Below are 15,701 nucleotides of genomic sequence, written 5' to 3' on the forward strand. Positions count from 1 at the left end.
ATTGGAAGGCACCCGCAGATGAAGACCTTCGGCCAACGGGCAGACCGCAGCGGCGGCCTGCGCCTGGAACGCATGCGCGCCTCGCCGCTGTGGCAAGACGGTGAACGCGGCGGCGGCTTCCGCAACCGCCACCCGATGCTGCCCGGCCTGCGCGACACCAGCGGCCCCCGCCCGAGCCTGAGCGACTTCCTGTGCGGCGGCGCCCGCCGCGCGCCCAGCCAGCCGCTGCCCACCGTCAACCCGCTGCCGCTGTGGCAACAGCCGGCCGACACCGGCCTGCGCGCCACCTGGCTCGGCCACTCGACGGTGCTGGTCGAGATCGATGGCTACAAGGTCCTGACCGACCCGGTCTGGGGCCCGCGCGCCTCGCCGCTGCGCTTTGCCGGCCCCAAGCGGTTCCAGCCGGTGCCGATCAAGCTGAAGACGCTGCCGCTGCCCGACGTGGTGGTGATCTCGCACGACCACTACGACCACCTCGACTACCCCACCGTCGTCGCGCTCGCGCGCCACACGCCGGTGCCGATCGTCACCTCGCTCGGCGTCGGTGCACACCTCGAAGCCTGGGGCGTGCCGGCCTCGCGCATCACCGAGCTGGACTGGTGGGAAAGCTTCACGCTGCCCGGCGGCGAGCTCGACATCGTCGCCGCACCGTCGCAGCATTTCTCCGGCCGCGGGTTGAAAGACCGCAACGCGACGCTGTGGTCGTCGATGGTGATCCGCAGCGCGAAACACCGCGTCTTCTTCAGCGGCGACACCGGCCTGACGACCGAGTACGAAGCCATCCGCGACCGGCTCGGCCCCTTCGACCTGATCATGCTCGAGGTCGGTGCGTTCCACCCCTCGTGGGGCGACATCCACCTTGGCCCCGAGAACGCGCTGAAGGCCTGGCAACTGCTCGGCGGCGGGCCGTTCCTGCCGATCCACTGGGGTACCTTCGCGCTCGCGCTGCACCCGTGGGACGAACCCGCCGAGACGCTGATCGCCCACGCCGCCGCGCTGCAGGTGCCGCTGGTGATGCCCAGGCTGGGCGAGCCGGTCGAGCCGAGCCGGGTCGACAGCGTCACGCCGTGGTGGCGCGGTGTCGATGCCGGCGGCGCCGCCGCGCCCACCGGCCTGACCGCGCCGCTGCGGCTGCCGCGCGAGCTGCCCTGGCCCTTGGACTGACGCCGCCGGCCCTGCGCCTCAGCCGAGCAGGCGCCGCAGCCAGGCGCGTGGGAATCCGAAACGCTCGACCCACACGCCAGCGCCCACCGCCAAGCCAATGACCAGCGCCAGCAGCGGCACCAGGGACGACAGGTCGATGCCCAGCGTCGCGTGCAACCAAGGCACGCCCCACTGCACCACGGCGCCGGCGGTGAACGCTGCCGCGATCACCGTCGCCAGCGTGTCACGCTTCAGGCGCACATAGCCCCGCTCCAACGCGGCCAGCCGGCGTGCGTGCTCTTCTTCCAGTTCGCGGCGCTGCTGCGCCAGGTCGTGCGCAGCCTCAGCGACCATCGCCGCCTGCAACCGGGCGTGAAAGCCGGCCGGCAACGCCGGCGGTGGCAACGCCCGGCTCAGCGCATCATCCAGCGCCGGGTCGGGCGGCGGGTCGAACACGGGGTCGGCGGGGTTCGGGTTCATGTCGGCATCTCCAGGCTCACAGCCACATCGCCGGGTCGGCCAGGCCTTGCTCGGCCAGCCGCGCCCGCAGCGCCTGCCGGCCGCGGTGCAAATGGGTCTTCACGGTCGCCTCGGGCAGGCCCAGCATCGCCGCGGCTTCGGCCACCGCGCGCTCTTCGTAGTAGTACAGCGTCAGCGCCAGGCGCTGCGCCTCGGGCAGCGCGTCGATCAGGCGGCGCAGCAGCGGGTAAGCATCGGCGCCCGCGGGTTCGGCGGCCGCGGCGATCTCGGTGGCTTCAGCCTGCACCGCCTCATCGGCCAGCGACGCTGTGATCGGCCCGCTGCGTTCGATCAGCGTCAGGCAACGGTTGCGGGTGATCGCATACAGCCAGGTCGACAAGGCACCGGCCGCGGGCCGATACCCCGCCAGCGCCCGCCAGGCACGCAGCAGGCTGTCTTGTGCCGCCTCTTCGGCCCGCGCCGGTTCACGCAGCATCGCCAGGCACAACCGGTAGACCTTCGGCGAGTAGCGCGCGGCCAGCCGCTCGAAGGCGGCCTCGGCGGCGCCGGCCGCCAGCAACTCGACGATGTCCCGGTCGCGCCGCGCGGCCGCGCTGGCGTCCGAGTTCAGCGGCAAGTTCATCAGCTGAGGTGGCGCATCCAGGGGCATGGGCCTTGGTACCCCGCCCACCCGGCCACGGTTTCAAACCTGTTCAAAGAATATTTCGCGGGCCGGCTGAAACCTCGCGGCGAACCCGGCGGTATCAAGACGGAACCCAGCCCATCAACAGCCACCGAGGACCTCATGCACGACATCGCCGAACTCAAGAACATCATGCCCTTCATGATTCCCATCGTCGGCATTGTCATGGGCGTCGGCATCGGCATGCTGGCCCTGTGGATCGACTACCGCAAGAAGCGCGACATCTTCGAACTGCACCACAAGGAGCGCCTGCTGGCGATCGAGCGGGGCATGGAGGTCCCGCCGCTGCCCGATGCCATCTTCGGCAACGGCGCGCGCGAAGCGCGCACGCTGGGCACTGCCGACTACCTGCGGCGCGGCCTGATCTGGCTGCTGGTCGGCCTGGGCATTGGCATCGCGATGGCGCTCAACAGCAGCATCGAAAGCGCGACCTGGGCGCTGATCCCGGTGGGCTTCGGCTTGGCCAACCTGATCTTCTACGGCATCGAATCGCGCCGCGTCGCGTCAACACCAGCGCCGCGCTGATGTACTCTGACTACACAATCATTGCCGATCTCAGCACAACTACAGCAAAACTACACAAAACTCGCCGGGTAAATCCCAAGTCGTCAATGTAGTTTTACTTCACTAGCATCGCGCCTGTTCGAACCGGCCCCAGCCCAGGGGCCGGTCCGTCGTTCGTCTTGGAGATCGACATGGATGCGATGTGGTGGGGTTGGCTGCGCAAGACGCGGCAGGTGGCGATGGCCGGCGTGGTGGCATTGGTCGCTGCGTGCGGCGGGTCCGGCGAGGCGCCGGCCGACGATGCGAGCCTGGCCGCGGCCAACAGCGCCGAGGCGCAAGCGGTGCTGGTCGCCGTGCCCGACGCGCGCCGCAGCGCGCAGGCCGCCACCGCCGCCACCACGCTGAAGGTGCACTACCACCGCGCCGCCGCCGACTACGACGGCTGGCAGATCCACACCTGGGGCGCCGCGCAAGACCCGGGCTGGAACAACGGCTGGAACGCCAGCGGCAGCGACAGCTTCGGCAACGTCTACGACGTGCCGCTGGTCGCCGACTCCGGCAACGTCGGCTACCTCTTCCACAAAGGCGACACCAAGGACCACGGCGGCGCCGACCAGAACTACCAGCTGGTGCAGGGCGCGGCCAACGAGATCTGGCGTATCGAGAACGACGCGACCACCTACCTGAAGAACCCGTTCGACAGCGGCCCGCCAGATCTCACCACCGTGCGCGTGCACTACCTGCGCTACGCGAACGACTACGCCGCCTGGGGCTTGCACCTGTGGAACGGCAGCGGGCTCGACGCCTCACGCCTGCCCGGCGTGGCGATCGAGAACTGGGACGCCCCCGTCGCCTTCAACCTGATGCCGGGCTACACGCTGGGCAGCGGCGAGGTGGTGTTCGACATCCCGGTCATCAACCCGAAAAATGATTCAAGCAAGACGTCGTTGGAATTCATCATCCACGGCATGGCCCCGAACCAGAACGACAAGGACGGCCGGCCGAACAACATCCATGTGGACTACGCGGGGCTGAACATCGCCAACCAGGTCGGCCAGATCTGGCTGATCGAGCAAGACGCGACGATCTACATCGCCCCGCCCGACCTGCGCTCGGTGTCGACCGCCGACGCGCGCGCCGTGTGGCTGACCAAACAGCTGATCAAGTGGCCGCGCGTCAACACCGCCGGCGTGGTCAAGCTCTATCACTCGGCCACCGGCCAGATCGTGGTCGCGAAAGACCAGGCCGTGAGCGGCGCCGATGGTTTCATCACGCTCGACGCCTTCAGCGGCCAGGTGCCGCCCGACGCAGCGCTGCGCTTCAAGTACGTCGGCAACGGCTCGGTCTTCTCGGTGCGCGACGCCGACCTCGCGCTGCTGCCCTCGCTGCACACGAAACAGCTGGTGCTGGTGCAAGAAGACGCGAACGGCAAGGTGCAGAACGCCACCACCGGCCAGCTCGCCGGCGCGCTCGACGACCTCTACGCCGCGGCCTACGCGGTGCCCGACCTCGGCGCCACCGTGGCCCACGGCGCGACCACCTTCAAGCTCTGGGCGCCCACGGCCCAGCAGGTCGCGCTGTACCTGTACCCCAACGGCGCCGACCCCGCGCTCAGCGCCGACGCGATGAGCTTCGACCCCACCACCGGCGTGTGGAGCCTGACCAAGCCTGGCGACCTGTCGAGCGCCTACTACCGCTTCGGCGTGCGCGTGTTCGCGCGCGGCGTCGGCGTGGTGCGCAACCTCGTCACCGACCCGTATTCGCTCAGCCTGTCGGGCGACAGCCGCCGCAGCTACGTGGCCGACCTGAACAGCGAGCGCTTCAAGCCCGCCGGCTGGGACGCCAGCCACCCGCCCGAGACGGTCAGCGTGTCGCCCGACATGTCGATCTACGAGCTGCACGTGCGCGACTTCTCGGCCAACGACTCGACGGTGCCCGCGGCCCACCGCGGCAAGTACCTGGCCTTCACCGACAGCCACTCGAACGGCATGAAGCACCTGAAGGCGCTCGCCGCCGCCGGCCTGACCGACGTGCACCTGCTGCCCTCGTTCGACCTGGCCAGCGTGCCCGAGAAGGGCTGCGTCACGCCCACGCCCAGCGGCGCCCCCGACTCACCCGACCAGCAGGCCACCGTGGCCGCCACCGCTGGCAGCGACTGCTTCAACTGGGGCTACGACCCCTACCACTTCACCGCGCCCGAAGGCTCGTTCGCCAGCGCGGTCACCAACGGCGCGACCCGCATCATCGAGTTCCGCCGCATGGTCAAGGCGCTCAACGCGGCCGGGCTGCGCGTGGGCATGGACGTGGTCTACAACCACACCAGCGCGTCGGGCCAGAACGACCACTCGGTGCTCGACAAGGTCGTGCCGGGCTACTACCACCGGCTCGACGCGGCCGGCAACATCGAGCACTCGACCTGCTGCGAAAACACCGCGACCGAGAACCACATGATGGGCAAGCTGATGATCGACTCGGTCATCACCTGGGCCCGCGACTACCACGTCAGCTCGTTCCGCTTCGACATCATGGGGCACCAGCCGCGCAGCGTGATGGAAGAGCTGAAGGCCAAGGTCAAGGCCGCCGCCGGCCGCGACGTGCAGCTGCTGGGCGAAGGCTGGAACTTCGGCGAAGTGGCCAACGGCCAGCGCTTCGTGCAGGCCGAGATGCTGTCGCTCAACGGCAGCGGCATCGGCAGCTTCAACCCGCTGATCCGCGACGCGGTGCGCGGCGGCGGCTGCTGCGATTCGGGCACCAGCCTCGTCTCGTCGCAAGGTTATGTGAACGGCCTCTGGTACGACCCCAACGACTTGGGCGGCGGCCGCTCGAAGACCGACCTGATGTGGCAGGGCGACGTGATCAAGGCGGCCTTGGCCGGCTCGATCCGCAGCTACCCGCTGACCACCCACTGGGACGCCACGCTGCCGCTCGAGCAGATCAACGTCGGCGGCATCCCGGCCGGCTGGGTGATCGACCCGGCCGAGGTGGTGAACTACTTCGAGAACCACGACAACCAGACCTTCTTCGACATCAACGCCTACCGCCTGCCGCTGGCCACCAGCAAGCAAGACCGGGCCCGCGTGCAGATGCTGGGCGCGGCGCTGAACACCTTCGCCCAAGGTGTCGCGTACTTCCACGCCGGCGTCGACACCGAGCGCAGCAAGTCGATGGACCGCAACAGCTACGACTCGGGCGACTGGTTCAACAAGCTCGACTGGAGCTACACCGACAACAACTTCGGCGTCGGCCTGCCGATGCAGCGCGACAACGGCAACGAGTGGTCGATGATCCAGCCGCGCCTGGCCAACCCGCTGATCAAGCCGACGAGCGACGAGATCGGCTGGACGCGCGACGTCTTCCGCGACCTGCTGAAGATCCGCCAGAGCTCGACGCTGCTGCGCCTGCGCACGGCCGACGACATCAAGGCCCGCCTCACCTTCTTGAACACCGGCTCGGGCCAGGAGGCCACGGTGCTCGCCGCACTGCTCAACGGCAGCGGCTACGCCGGCGCCAACTTCCAGAAGCTCGCCTACTTCGTCAACGTCGACAAGGTCGCGCACAGCGTCTCGGCCGACGCACTGAAGGGCCAGGCCTTCCAGCTGCACCCGGTGCACCAGTCGCCCAACGCCGCCGACAAGCGCGCGGCCGAAGCGAGCTTCGACGCCGGCACCGGCACGGTCACCGTGCCCGCCCGCACCGCGGTGGTCTTCGTCGTGAACTGAAACCCGGAGCCGGGCGCCTCAGCCCGGCTTCTTCGGCGCCAGGAGCTTGTCGACCCGGGCCTTGGCGCGGTTCGACACCACCATTTGCTCGAAGCCGTTGGCGTCGGCGTAGAGCTTGGCGCCTTCGGCCCGGCAACCGGCCGACAGCTGCCCCAGCGCGTCGGCCGGCATCGCCTTCTGCGCCGCGTGCGCCTCGTCGATCAAGCGGTCGGCCTCGGGCTTGCGCAGGCCGCGCAGGTAGGCCTTGCCGATGAACGTGAAACCCTGCTCGGTCAGGCGCACCAGGGCCGGTTTGACGCTGCGGTCGCCGGCCTTGTAGCGGCCGGCCATCTCGGTCGCGTCGCGCTCCAGCACCGCCACGCACGACGCCGCGCGCTTGAAGAACAGGGCATCGGCATCCGTGCCCGCCGCGTGGGCAGGCGCGGTGGTCAGGCACACGGCGGGCAGGATCAGGCAGGGCAGGCGTCGGAACACGGTGGGGCGTCGGGGCACGGGCTCGGTCGGGGCAGTATCGCGTGTCCGCCGGCCGACCCGGGCGCCGGCGCGGGCATCGTGCCCATGGTCAAGCCCCAACGCGGCCACGGCCGCCGCCGCCGACACGGCGCCGCGAATCCCCGCTGCCGCGTGATGCTTTGACGCGCAACAAACTGAACTTCCGGCGTGCGCGACACACTGACCAGACTGAAGCCGCTGCGCCCATGCCCACGACCCGCCTTCCCGCCGTGGCCGGTTCGTTCTACCCGGCCGAGCCACAGGCCTTGCGCGACGAGATCGCGCGGTGCTTCGCTTTGGCCCGGCCGGCGCTGCCCGACCCGAGCGGTCGCCCGCCCAAGCTGCTGGTGGTGCCGCATGCGGGCACGGTCTACTCCGGCCCGGTCGCCGCCAGCGCCTACGCCACGCTGGCCGCCGCCGCGCGGCACGGGCGCATCCGCCGCGTCGTGCTGCTGGGCCCGGCCCACCGGGTGCCGGTGCGCGGCCTGGCAGCCCCGGCCGCCGGCATCACCGCCTTCGACAGCCCGCTCGGCGCCGTGCCGCTGGACACCGCCGCGCTGGCCCGCCTGGACGATCTGCCGCAGGTTGAGCGCAGCAACCTCGCCCACGCGCAAGAGCATTCGCTCGAGGTGCAGTTGCCCTTCTTGCAACAGGTGCTGGGCCACGACTTTGCGCTGGTGCCGCTGGTCGTCGGCGACGCCCGCCCGGCCGAGGTGGCCGAGGTGCTGGAGCGCCTGTGGGGCGGCGACGAGACGCTGGTGCTGATCAGCAGCGACCTGTCGCACTACCTGCGCTACGACGACGCGCGCCGCTGCGACGAAGCCACCGTCGAGCGCCTGTTGGCGCAGGACGGCACGCTGGAGCCCGACGAGGCCTGCGGCGCCCGCGCGCTCAACGGCGCACTGCGCGTGGCCCGCCACCACGGCCTGCGCCCGCGCCTGCTCGACCTGCGCAACTCGGGCGACACCGCCGGCGACCGCCGCCGCGTCGTCGGCTACGCGGCGCTGGCGTTCGACGCCCCACCCGACCCCGAGCCAGCGCGCGCCGACAACGCCGCGGCCGACGTCGACCACGCCCTCGGCGCCGCGGCCTTCGCGGTCGCCCGCAACGCGATCGCCCAGGCGCTGGGCGAGCCGCCGATCGCCGAGCCGCCGCACCCGGCGCTCGACACCCCGCTGGCCTGCTTTGTCAGCCTGCACAGCGCCGACGGCGACCTGCGCGGCTGCGTGGGCCGGCTCGACACCGAGCAGACGCTGCGCGAGGCGCTGCGTGCCAACGCCCTCGCCGCGGCTTTCCACGACAGCCGCTTCCCGCCGCTGGCGGCCGACGAATGGCCCGGCCTGCGGGTCGAGGTCTCGCTGCTCAGCCCCTTGCAGCCGCTGCCGGCGCGCGACGAGGCCGAAGCCCTGGCCGCCATGCGCCCAGGCACCGACGGCCTGGTGCTGAGCTGGCGCCACCACCGCGCGGTGCTGCTGCCGCAGGTCTGGGACCAGTTGCCGACGCCCGGCGCCTTTCTCGAGGCACTGAAACACAAGGCCGGCCTGCGCAGCCACTTCTGGGCCGACGACCTGCGCCTCGAACGCTTCGAGGTGCGCTACTTCGAGGGCCGCGCATGAAGCCCGACACCGTGCCCGAAGCCACCCACCCGGGCCGCTGGTGGCACCGGCTCGACGATGGCCGCATCCAGTGCGACCTGTGCCCGCGCGACTGCCGCCTGCACGAAGGCCAGCGCGGCCTGTGCTTCGTGCGCCAGCGCGTCGGCGATGCGATGGTGCTCACCACCTACGGCCGCAGCTCGGGCTTTTGCATCGACCCGATCGAGAAGAAACCGCTGAACCACTTTCACCCCGGCTCCAGCGTGTTCTCGTTCGGCACCGCCGGCTGCAACCTGGCCTGCAAGTTCTGCCAGAACTGGGACATCTCGAAAAGCCGCGAGATGGACCGGCTGATGGACGCCGCCTCGCCCGAGCGCATTGCCGAGGTCGCGGCCGAGACCGGCTGCAAGAGCGTGGCCTTCACCTACAACGACCCGGTGATCTTTGCCGAGTACGCGATCGACGTGGCCCAGGCCTGCCACGCGCGCGGCGTGGCCACCGTCGCAGTGACGGCGGGCTACATCCACGCCGAGCCGCGGCGCGAGTTCTACGCCCACATGGACGCCGCCAACGTCGACCTGAAGGGCTTCACCGAAGACTTCTATTTCCAGCAGACCGGCGCCCACCTCGCACCGGTGCTCGACACGCTGCAGTACCTGAAGCACGAGACCGGCTGCTGGTTCGAGATCACCACACTGCTGATCCCCGGGCTGAACGATTCGAGCGAGGAACTCGAAGCGATGAGCCGCTGGATCGCCGAGCACCTGGGCCCCGACGTGCCGCTGCACTTCACCGCCTTCCACCCCGACTACAAGATGACCGACGTGGCGCCCACGCCCACCGCCACGCTGACCCGCGCCCGCGCCATCGCGCTGGCGCAGGGGCTGCACCACGTCTACACCGGCAACGTGCACGACCGCACCGGCGGCACCACCTTCTGCCCCGGCTGCCACGCGGCGTTGATCGAGCGTGACTGGTACGACGTGCTGCGCTGCGAGCTCGACGAGCGCGGCACCTGCCCCCACTGCGGCACCGTGATCGCCGGCCGCTTCAGCCGCTTCACGCGCGGCTTCGGCGCGCGCCGCGTGCCGCTGCGCGTGGCCAGCTGACGCCGGATCACATCGTCAGCCGCAGCGGCCAGACCTGATCAGCTGACCGCTTGCAGCGGCCAGGTGTGACCAGCGAGTGAATCGATCACCGCCTGCTGTGCCGGGCTCACCGGCCGCTCGGCCTGCACCAGCACCTTGACCTCGCGCACGATCGGGCAATCGGCCGTGCGCACGTGCGCCAGCCCCGCCGCATCGGCGATCGACTGCGGCATGAACGCCACGCCGAAGTTCGAGCGCACGAAGGCCTGGATCCAGTCTTCGCGGTGCGACTGCTGCACCACCTCGAGCCGCACGTTGCGCTCGTCGAGCAGGCGCTCGATGTAGCTCGAAAACTCGCAGTAGGTGCGTTCGCAGTAGCGCTCGCGGTCAAGCTCGGCCATCTCGATCGTCGCGCGGCCGCCGAAGCGGTGGTCGTCGCCGATCGCCACCACGTAGTCCTCGCGAAACAGCGGCGTGGCCTTGAAACGGCGCGGCGTTTCGTAAGGGCTGCACATGATGCCCAGGTCGACCTCGCCGCGGTCCAGTTCGTCGGTCAGCGCCTCGAGGTTGCCCTCGCGAAAGCTCAGCTCGATCGCGTGCCGGTCCTGGCTCTCGATGAAGCCGGGCAGCACCTGGTGAAAGTCGATCGTGCACATCACGCCCACCTTCACCACCTCGTGCTGCTCGCGCGTCAGGCGCCGCGCCTGCTCTCGCGTGGCCTGCGCGGTGTCGAAGATCTGGCGGAAGTTCGGCAGCATCGCGCGGCCCAGCTCGGTCAGCTGGACCGAGCTCTTGGTGCGGTCGAACAGGCGGCCGCCGATGGCCTCTTCGAGCCGCTGGATCGCCTTGGTCAGCGCCGGCTGCGAGACGAACGCGCGCTCGGACGCGCGGGTGAAGTTCAGCGTCTCGGCCACGGCCAGGAAGTAGCGGATCTGGTAGAGCTCCATCCGCGGCAGTCGCGCCAGGGCCCTGCGTCCTTACACCGGCGGCGATAACCACCGCACATGGGCCGATGAATTGATGCGATTTCACGGCAGAAGCGGCAATCCAGACACTGGCGGCCATTCCACACCGAGCCGCCATGACCACCCCGCCCACCCCACCCCGCACCCTCGCCATCGTCGGCGGCGGCTTTGCCGGCACCACGCTGGCCAAGGCGCTGTCCGGCCGCCTGCCGCCCGGCTGGCAGCTGCTGCTGATCAGCGAAGAGAGCTACACCACCTTCAACCCGATGCTGCCCGAGGTGGTGGGCGCGGGCGTGTTCCCCGAGCACGTGGTGGCCCCGATCCGCGAGATGCTGCCCGGCGTGCGCTTCGTGATGGGGGCCGTGCGCACGGTCGACACCGGCGCACGCCACCTGGTCTGCGACACGCTGGCCGGGCCGGTCGAATTCGCCTACGACCAGTTGGTGCTGGCGGTCGGCCAACGCGCCCGGCTCGACCTGCTGCCCGGCATGGCCGAGCACGCGCTGCCGCTGAAGCTGGTGGGCGACGCGATGCACATCCGCAACCGCGTGCTGCAGGCGCTGGCCCGCATCGAGCTGGCCTACGACCCGGCGCAGCGCCAGGCCCTGGGCCACGTGGTGGTGGTCGGCGGCGGCTTCTCGGGGGTCGAGGTGGCCGGCGCGATCGCCGACTTCCTGCACAGCGCGCGCCGCCACTACCCGAAGGCGCGCGAATCGCTGCTGCGCGTCAGCCTGCTGCACGACGGCGAGCGCCTGCTGCCCGAGCTGCCGGCCACGCTGGGCGAGGCGGCGGCCCGCTCGCTGGCCAGGCGCGGCGTGCAGGTGCGCTGCGGCGCGCGCGTCAGCCAGGTGCATGTCGACGGCGTCGAGCTGGCCGATGGTGAGCACCTGGCCAGCGCCACCGTGGTCTGCACCATCGGCACCCAGCCCAACCCGCTGGTGGCGCGGCTGGCGCTGCCCACCGTGCGCGGCCGCATCACCACCCAAGCCGACGGCCGGGTCGATGGTGCGCCGGGGCTGTGGGCGCTGGGGGATTGCGCCGCGGTGCCTAACGCGCTCGATGGCCGCATCTGCCCGCCGACCGCGCAGTTCGCCGTCGCCCAGGCGCGGCAGCTGGCCAACAACCTGCTGCGCCTGTTGCGCGGCGAGCCGACGCGGCCGTTCGCCTATGCCGCGCGCGGAATGATGGCCACCACCGGCCACCTCAAGGGGGTGGCGCAGGTCTTCGGCCTGCCGCTGACCGGCCTGCCGGCCTGGCTGCTGTGGCGCGGCTACTACCTGCTGCGCATGCCCACGCTGGGCCGAAAGCTGCGCATCTGGGTCGAGTGGACCTGGGGCCTGTTCTTCCCGCTCGACATCACGCACCTGCGCTTCACCCGCACCGCCGAGGCCGAACGCGGCCCCGCCCCCTCTTCCCTCTCACCCCGTTCCTAGGAGACCCCCCATGTTCATCGGCAAGACCGCGCTGGTCACCGGCTCCACGTCCGGCATCGGCCTGGGCATCGCCCGCACGCTCGCGGCGCAAGGCGCCAACGTCGTGCTCAACGGCTTCGGCGACAGCCGCGAGATCGAGCGCCTGCGCCACGAGCTGAGCGAGGTGCACGACGTGCAGGTGCGCTACGACGGCGCCGACATGAGCCAGCCCGAGCAGATCGAACGCATGATGGGCCGCGCGATCGCCGAGTTCGGCGCGATCGACCTGCTGGTCAACAACGCCGGCATCCAGCACGTGGCGCCGGTCGACGAGTTCCCGGTCGAGCGCTGGTACGCGATCCTCGCGATCAACCTCAGCGCCACCTTCCACACCGTGCGCTTGGCCGTGCCGGCGATGAAACGCAAGGGCTGGGGCCGCATCGTCAACGTGGCGTCGGCGCACGCGCTGGTGGCCAGCAAATACAAGTCGGCCTACGTGGCCGCCAAGCACGGCGTGGCCGGCTTCACCAAGACCGTGGCGCTCGAACTGGCCGAGGCCGGCATCACCGTCAACGCGGTCTGCCCGGGTTATGTGCTGACGCCGCTGGTCGAGCAGCAGATCCCCGACACCGCCAAGGCCCGTGGCATCACCGAGCAAGAGGTGATCCGCGACGTGCTGCTCGCCGCGCAGCCGACCAAGCGATTCGTCACCGTCGAACAAGTGGCCGCGTTGACCGCGTTCCTGTGTTCCGACGATGCCGCGTCCATCACCGGCGCCGTGCTGCCGATCGAAGGCGGCTGGACGGCGCAGTGAATCACCGGCCCACCGGCCACCCCATCAGTCCCCCATCCAAAGTACCGAAGGAGAAACCCATGAAGAACCGCTCGATCATCCGCACCCGTTCGTCCCGCTGGGCCCACATCGTCGCCGCGCTGGCGGCGATGGCCGCGTCGCTGGCCACCACCGGCGCCCATGCCGGCGAATGCCCGGCCAACCAGGTGATGCCCAACGCGCTGGCCGGCGCCGCGACCATGCCGATGGGCGTGGTCGACACCGAGCTGTCGTCGGTCGACCTGGCGCAAGAGAACGTCAAGCTTGAGCACCGCCGCCTGCGGCTGCGCCACATGACCATCGCCCCGGGCGGCGTCGTGCCGCTGCACAGCCACCAGGACCGGCCGGCGCTGATCATGGTCAACAGCGGCGAGATCTACGAGAACTCCAGCAAGTGCGCGGTGCCGATCCTGCACAAGGCCGGCGACATCTCGCGCGAGTTCCTGGGCACCCAGCACTGGTGGAAGAACTCCACCAGCCAGCCGGTGGAGCTGACCATCGCCGACATCGTCAACGACGGCAAGCCCGCCACGATGATGGAACACATGTAAGCCGCGCCGCGCTTCGACCGACCCACCAGACCGCTGCCCGCCGAGACCCACCATGCCCTCCCATCGACCCTCCAACAAGACCCCGCCCGCGTCACCGCTGAACGGCCACGAACGGCCCGGCCAGGTGGTGCTGGTGCTGCAAGGCGGCGGCGCGCTCGGCGCCTACCAGGTCGGCGTCTACGAGGCGCTGCACGAAGCCGGCATCGAGCCCGACTGGGTCATCGGCACCTCGATCGGCGCGATCAACGCGGCGCTGATCGCCGGCAGCCCGCGAGAGCAGCGGCTGCAGCGGCTGAACGCCTTCTGGCGGCATGTCGAGCAGCAGTCGTCGCTGGCCGGCCCGCTCGACTGGCTGGGCATGGGCAACCTGCTGGCCAACATGACCACGGTGATGCGCGGCATCCCGGCGTTCTTCGAGCCCAACCTCGGCGCGCTGCGCGGCACCCAGGCCGCGCTGGGCGTCGACCAGGCGGCCTACTACAGCACCGAGCCGCTGCGCCGCACACTGCGCGAGCTGGTCGACTTCGACCAGCTGCAAGACGGCGGCATGCGGCTGACGGTGGGTGCGGTCAATGTCTGCAGCGGCCAGATGCGCTATTTCGACACCCGCCAGGAGACGGTCGGGCTCGAGCACATCATGGCCTCGGGCGCGTTGCCGCCGGCCTTCCCGGCCGTGCGCATCGACGGCGAAGCGTATTGGGACGGCGGCCTGTACTCGAACACGCCGATCGAGGCCGTGCTCGACGACAACCCGCGCCGCGACGCGCTGATCTTCGCCGTCAACGTCTGGCACCAGACGGCACCGCAGCCCGAGTCGATCTGGCAGGTGATGGGGCGGCAGAAGGACATCCAGTACGCCAGCCGCGCCGACAGCCACATCGCACGGCAAAAGCAGATCCACCGCCTGCGCCACATCATCCGCGAGATGCACAAGCTGATGCCCGCGGCCCGCCAGCAAGAGGCCAAGGACCTGGCCGCCTGGGGCTGCGGCACGACGATGCACGTGGCCCATTTAGTGGCGCCGCGCCTCGAAGGCGAAGACCACACCAAGGACATCGACTTCACCGCCGCCGGCGTGCACGCGCGCCGCTCGGCCGGGCTGGTCGATGCGCGCCGCATGATCGAGCGCGCACCGTGGCGCGCACCGGTCGACCCGATCGAAGGCGTGATCGAGCACAGCCTCGACAGCCTGCAGCCGGCATGAGCCCCGCCCGCCCGCCCGTAGGGGCTCGTTCCCTCTTGGAGGGGCGGGCCGCAGGCCCGAGGGTGCTCCAATGAGCTGGGTCGCATGGCTGCTGGCGCTGGGCGCCGGCGCCTGCGCGCTGCTGATGGGCGCGGCAATCCAGCGCGGCGCCACCTGCACCGTCGCCGCCGTCAACGAGCTGATCGACCAGCGCCGCGCCACACGCCTGCGCAGCCTGCTCGAAGCGTCGTGCTGGGTCGCCGGTGGCCTGCTGATGCTGCGCGCCCTGCCGCTGCCCGCGCCGATGCTGCCGGCGCCCTACGCACTCAGCGGCTGGACGGTGCTCGGCGCCGCGCTGCTCGGCCTGGGCGCCTATGTCAACCAGGCCTGCGTGTTCGGCGCGATCGCGCGGCTGGGCAACGGCGAGTGGGCCTACCTGGCGACGCCGCTGGGCTTCTACCTCGGCTGCCTCAGCGTCGGCCCGCTGTTCGCCGGCGCGCGGCCCCAGCCGCTGCCGCCGGGCTCGCCCCTGTGGGCGGCGCCGCTGGCGCTGGGCACGGCCTTCGTCGTGTTCGTGCTGTGGCGACTGGCCCGTGCCTGGCCACAGCGCGCGGCGCCCGCGCGCCACTGGTGGACGCCGCACGTGGCCACCGTGTCGATCGGCCTGGCCTTTCTCGCGCTGCTGCTGCTCGAAGGCGCCTGGGCCTACACCGACGCGCTGGCCGAGCTGGCGCGTGGCATGGCGATGCAGCACGGCTTGCGCCTGGCCTTGTTCGGCTGCCTGCTCGGCGGCGCGGTGTGGGGCGGCCGGCGCGCCGGCCTGTGGCGCGCGCGGCCATTGCGCCCGGCCGATCTGCTGCGCTGCCTGGGTGGCGGCCTGCTGATGGGCTGGGGCAGCCTGCTGATCCCGGGCGGCAACGACGGCCTGATCCTGCTCGGCCTGCCGCTGCTGTGGCCTTACGCCTGGGTCGCGTTCGCGACGATGTGCCTGGTGATCGCCGTGGCGCACTCGGCCACCCGCATCGCGGTGCGCCGCTTCGCAGAGGTCTAAGCCG

The 15,701-nt window shown here is 70.6% G+C and carries 14 protein-coding genes; 10 read left to right on the forward strand and 4 right to left on the reverse strand.

Going from position 1 to position 15,701, the window contains the following annotated elements; genetic code table 11:
* Positions 1–18: 18 nt before the first annotated feature.
* Positions 19–1,164 carry an MBL fold metallo-hydrolase gene (locus tag ACE3SG_RS06705; RefSeq protein ID WP_374563428.1) on the forward strand — a complete coding sequence of 382 codons (1,146 nt, stop codon included), beginning with the start codon at positions 19–21 and terminating at the stop codon, positions 1,162–1,164.
* Between the two features lie 18 nt (positions 1,165–1,182).
* Here ACE3SG_RS06705 and ACE3SG_RS06710 read toward each other — a convergent pair whose 3' ends face one another.
* Positions 1,183–1,623 (reverse strand): hypothetical protein, encoded by a 441-nt coding sequence (locus tag ACE3SG_RS06710; protein WP_374563430.1) that lies wholly within the window; start codon positions 1,621–1,623, stop codon positions 1,183–1,185.
* Between the two features lie 16 nt (positions 1,624–1,639).
* Entirely contained in the window at positions 1,640–2,245 is a 606-nt protein-coding gene (locus tag ACE3SG_RS06715; RefSeq protein ID WP_374563432.1) for an RNA polymerase sigma factor, read from the reverse strand.
* 162 nt (positions 2,246–2,407) lie between these two features.
* On the opposite strand from ACE3SG_RS06715, the gene ACE3SG_RS06720 reads away from it, so the two are divergent.
* Both ACE3SG_RS06720 and pulA read left to right on the forward strand, forming a co-directional pair.
* The gene (locus ACE3SG_RS06720) at positions 2,408–2,830 is read left to right on the forward strand and encodes a DUF6249 domain-containing protein (RefSeq protein ID WP_374563434.1); all 423 of its coding nucleotides are present in this window, start codon (positions 2,408–2,410) and stop codon (positions 2,828–2,830) included.
* A 170-nt stretch (positions 2,831–3,000) separates the two neighbouring features.
* Positions 3,001–6,528: a pullulanase-type alpha-1,6-glucosidase gene (pulA, locus tag ACE3SG_RS06725; RefSeq protein WP_374563436.1), complete on the forward strand. Its 3,528-nt coding sequence runs from the start codon at positions 3,001–3,003 to the stop codon at positions 6,526–6,528.
* A gap of 18 nt (positions 6,529–6,546) precedes the next feature.
* Here pulA and ACE3SG_RS06730 read toward each other — a convergent pair whose 3' ends face one another.
* Entirely contained in the window at positions 6,547–7,002 is a 456-nt protein-coding gene (locus tag ACE3SG_RS06730; protein ID WP_374563438.1) for a hypothetical protein, read from the reverse strand.
* Between the two features lie 224 nt (positions 7,003–7,226).
* On the opposite strand from ACE3SG_RS06730, the gene amrB reads away from it, so the two are divergent.
* Together amrB and amrS are read left to right on the forward strand one after the other, a co-directional pair.
* The gene (gene amrB / locus ACE3SG_RS06735) at positions 7,227–8,636 is read left to right on the forward strand and encodes an AmmeMemoRadiSam system protein B (protein WP_374563440.1); all 1,410 of its coding nucleotides are present in this window, start codon (positions 7,227–7,229) and stop codon (positions 8,634–8,636) included.
* Positions 8,633–9,724 (forward strand): AmmeMemoRadiSam system radical SAM enzyme, encoded by a 1,092-nt coding sequence (gene amrS, locus ACE3SG_RS06740; RefSeq protein ID WP_374563442.1) that lies wholly within the window; start codon positions 8,633–8,635, stop codon positions 9,722–9,724. The genes amrB and amrS overlap by 4 nt, the downstream gene beginning before the upstream one ends.
* A gap of 38 nt (positions 9,725–9,762) precedes the next feature.
* Here the strand turns inward: amrS and ACE3SG_RS06745 are convergent, their stop codons facing one another.
* Positions 9,763–10,650: a LysR family transcriptional regulator gene (locus ACE3SG_RS06745; RefSeq protein ID WP_374563444.1), complete on the reverse strand. Its 888-nt coding sequence runs from the start codon at positions 10,648–10,650 to the stop codon at positions 9,763–9,765.
* 134 nt (positions 10,651–10,784) lie between these two features.
* On the opposite strand from ACE3SG_RS06745, the gene ACE3SG_RS06750 reads away from it, so the two are divergent.
* The 5 genes from ACE3SG_RS06750 to ACE3SG_RS06770 all read left to right on the forward strand — a co-directional run bounded on the left by ACE3SG_RS06750 (position 10,785) and on the right by ACE3SG_RS06770 (position 15,697).
* Positions 10,785–12,101, forward strand: a complete 1,317-nt coding sequence (locus ACE3SG_RS06750) for an NAD(P)/FAD-dependent oxidoreductase (protein WP_374563446.1) — start codon at positions 10,785–10,787, stop codon at positions 12,099–12,101.
* 10 nt (positions 12,102–12,111) lie between these two features.
* On the forward strand, positions 12,112–12,894 hold the full coding sequence (locus tag ACE3SG_RS06755; protein ID WP_374563449.1) for a 3-hydroxybutyrate dehydrogenase: 783 nt from the start codon (positions 12,112–12,114) through the stop codon (positions 12,892–12,894).
* A gap of 59 nt (positions 12,895–12,953) precedes the next feature.
* Complete coding sequence (locus ACE3SG_RS06760) at positions 12,954–13,463, forward strand: cupin domain-containing protein (RefSeq protein WP_374563450.1); 510 nt, start codon at positions 12,954–12,956, stop codon at positions 13,461–13,463.
* A gap of 52 nt (positions 13,464–13,515) precedes the next feature.
* The gene (locus ACE3SG_RS06765) at positions 13,516–14,667 is read left to right on the forward strand and encodes a patatin-like phospholipase family protein (protein ID WP_374563453.1); all 1,152 of its coding nucleotides are present in this window, start codon (positions 13,516–13,518) and stop codon (positions 14,665–14,667) included.
* A gap of 70 nt (positions 14,668–14,737) precedes the next feature.
* On the forward strand, positions 14,738–15,697 hold the full coding sequence (locus ACE3SG_RS06770; protein ID WP_374563455.1) for a YeeE/YedE thiosulfate transporter family protein: 960 nt from the start codon (positions 14,738–14,740) through the stop codon (positions 15,695–15,697).
* The last annotated feature ends 4 nt before the right edge of the window (positions 15,698–15,701 follow it).

This window comes from Ideonella sp. (genome assembly GCF_041914305.1).
GTDB lineage: Bacteria > Pseudomonadota > Gammaproteobacteria > Burkholderiales > Burkholderiaceae_C > Ideonella.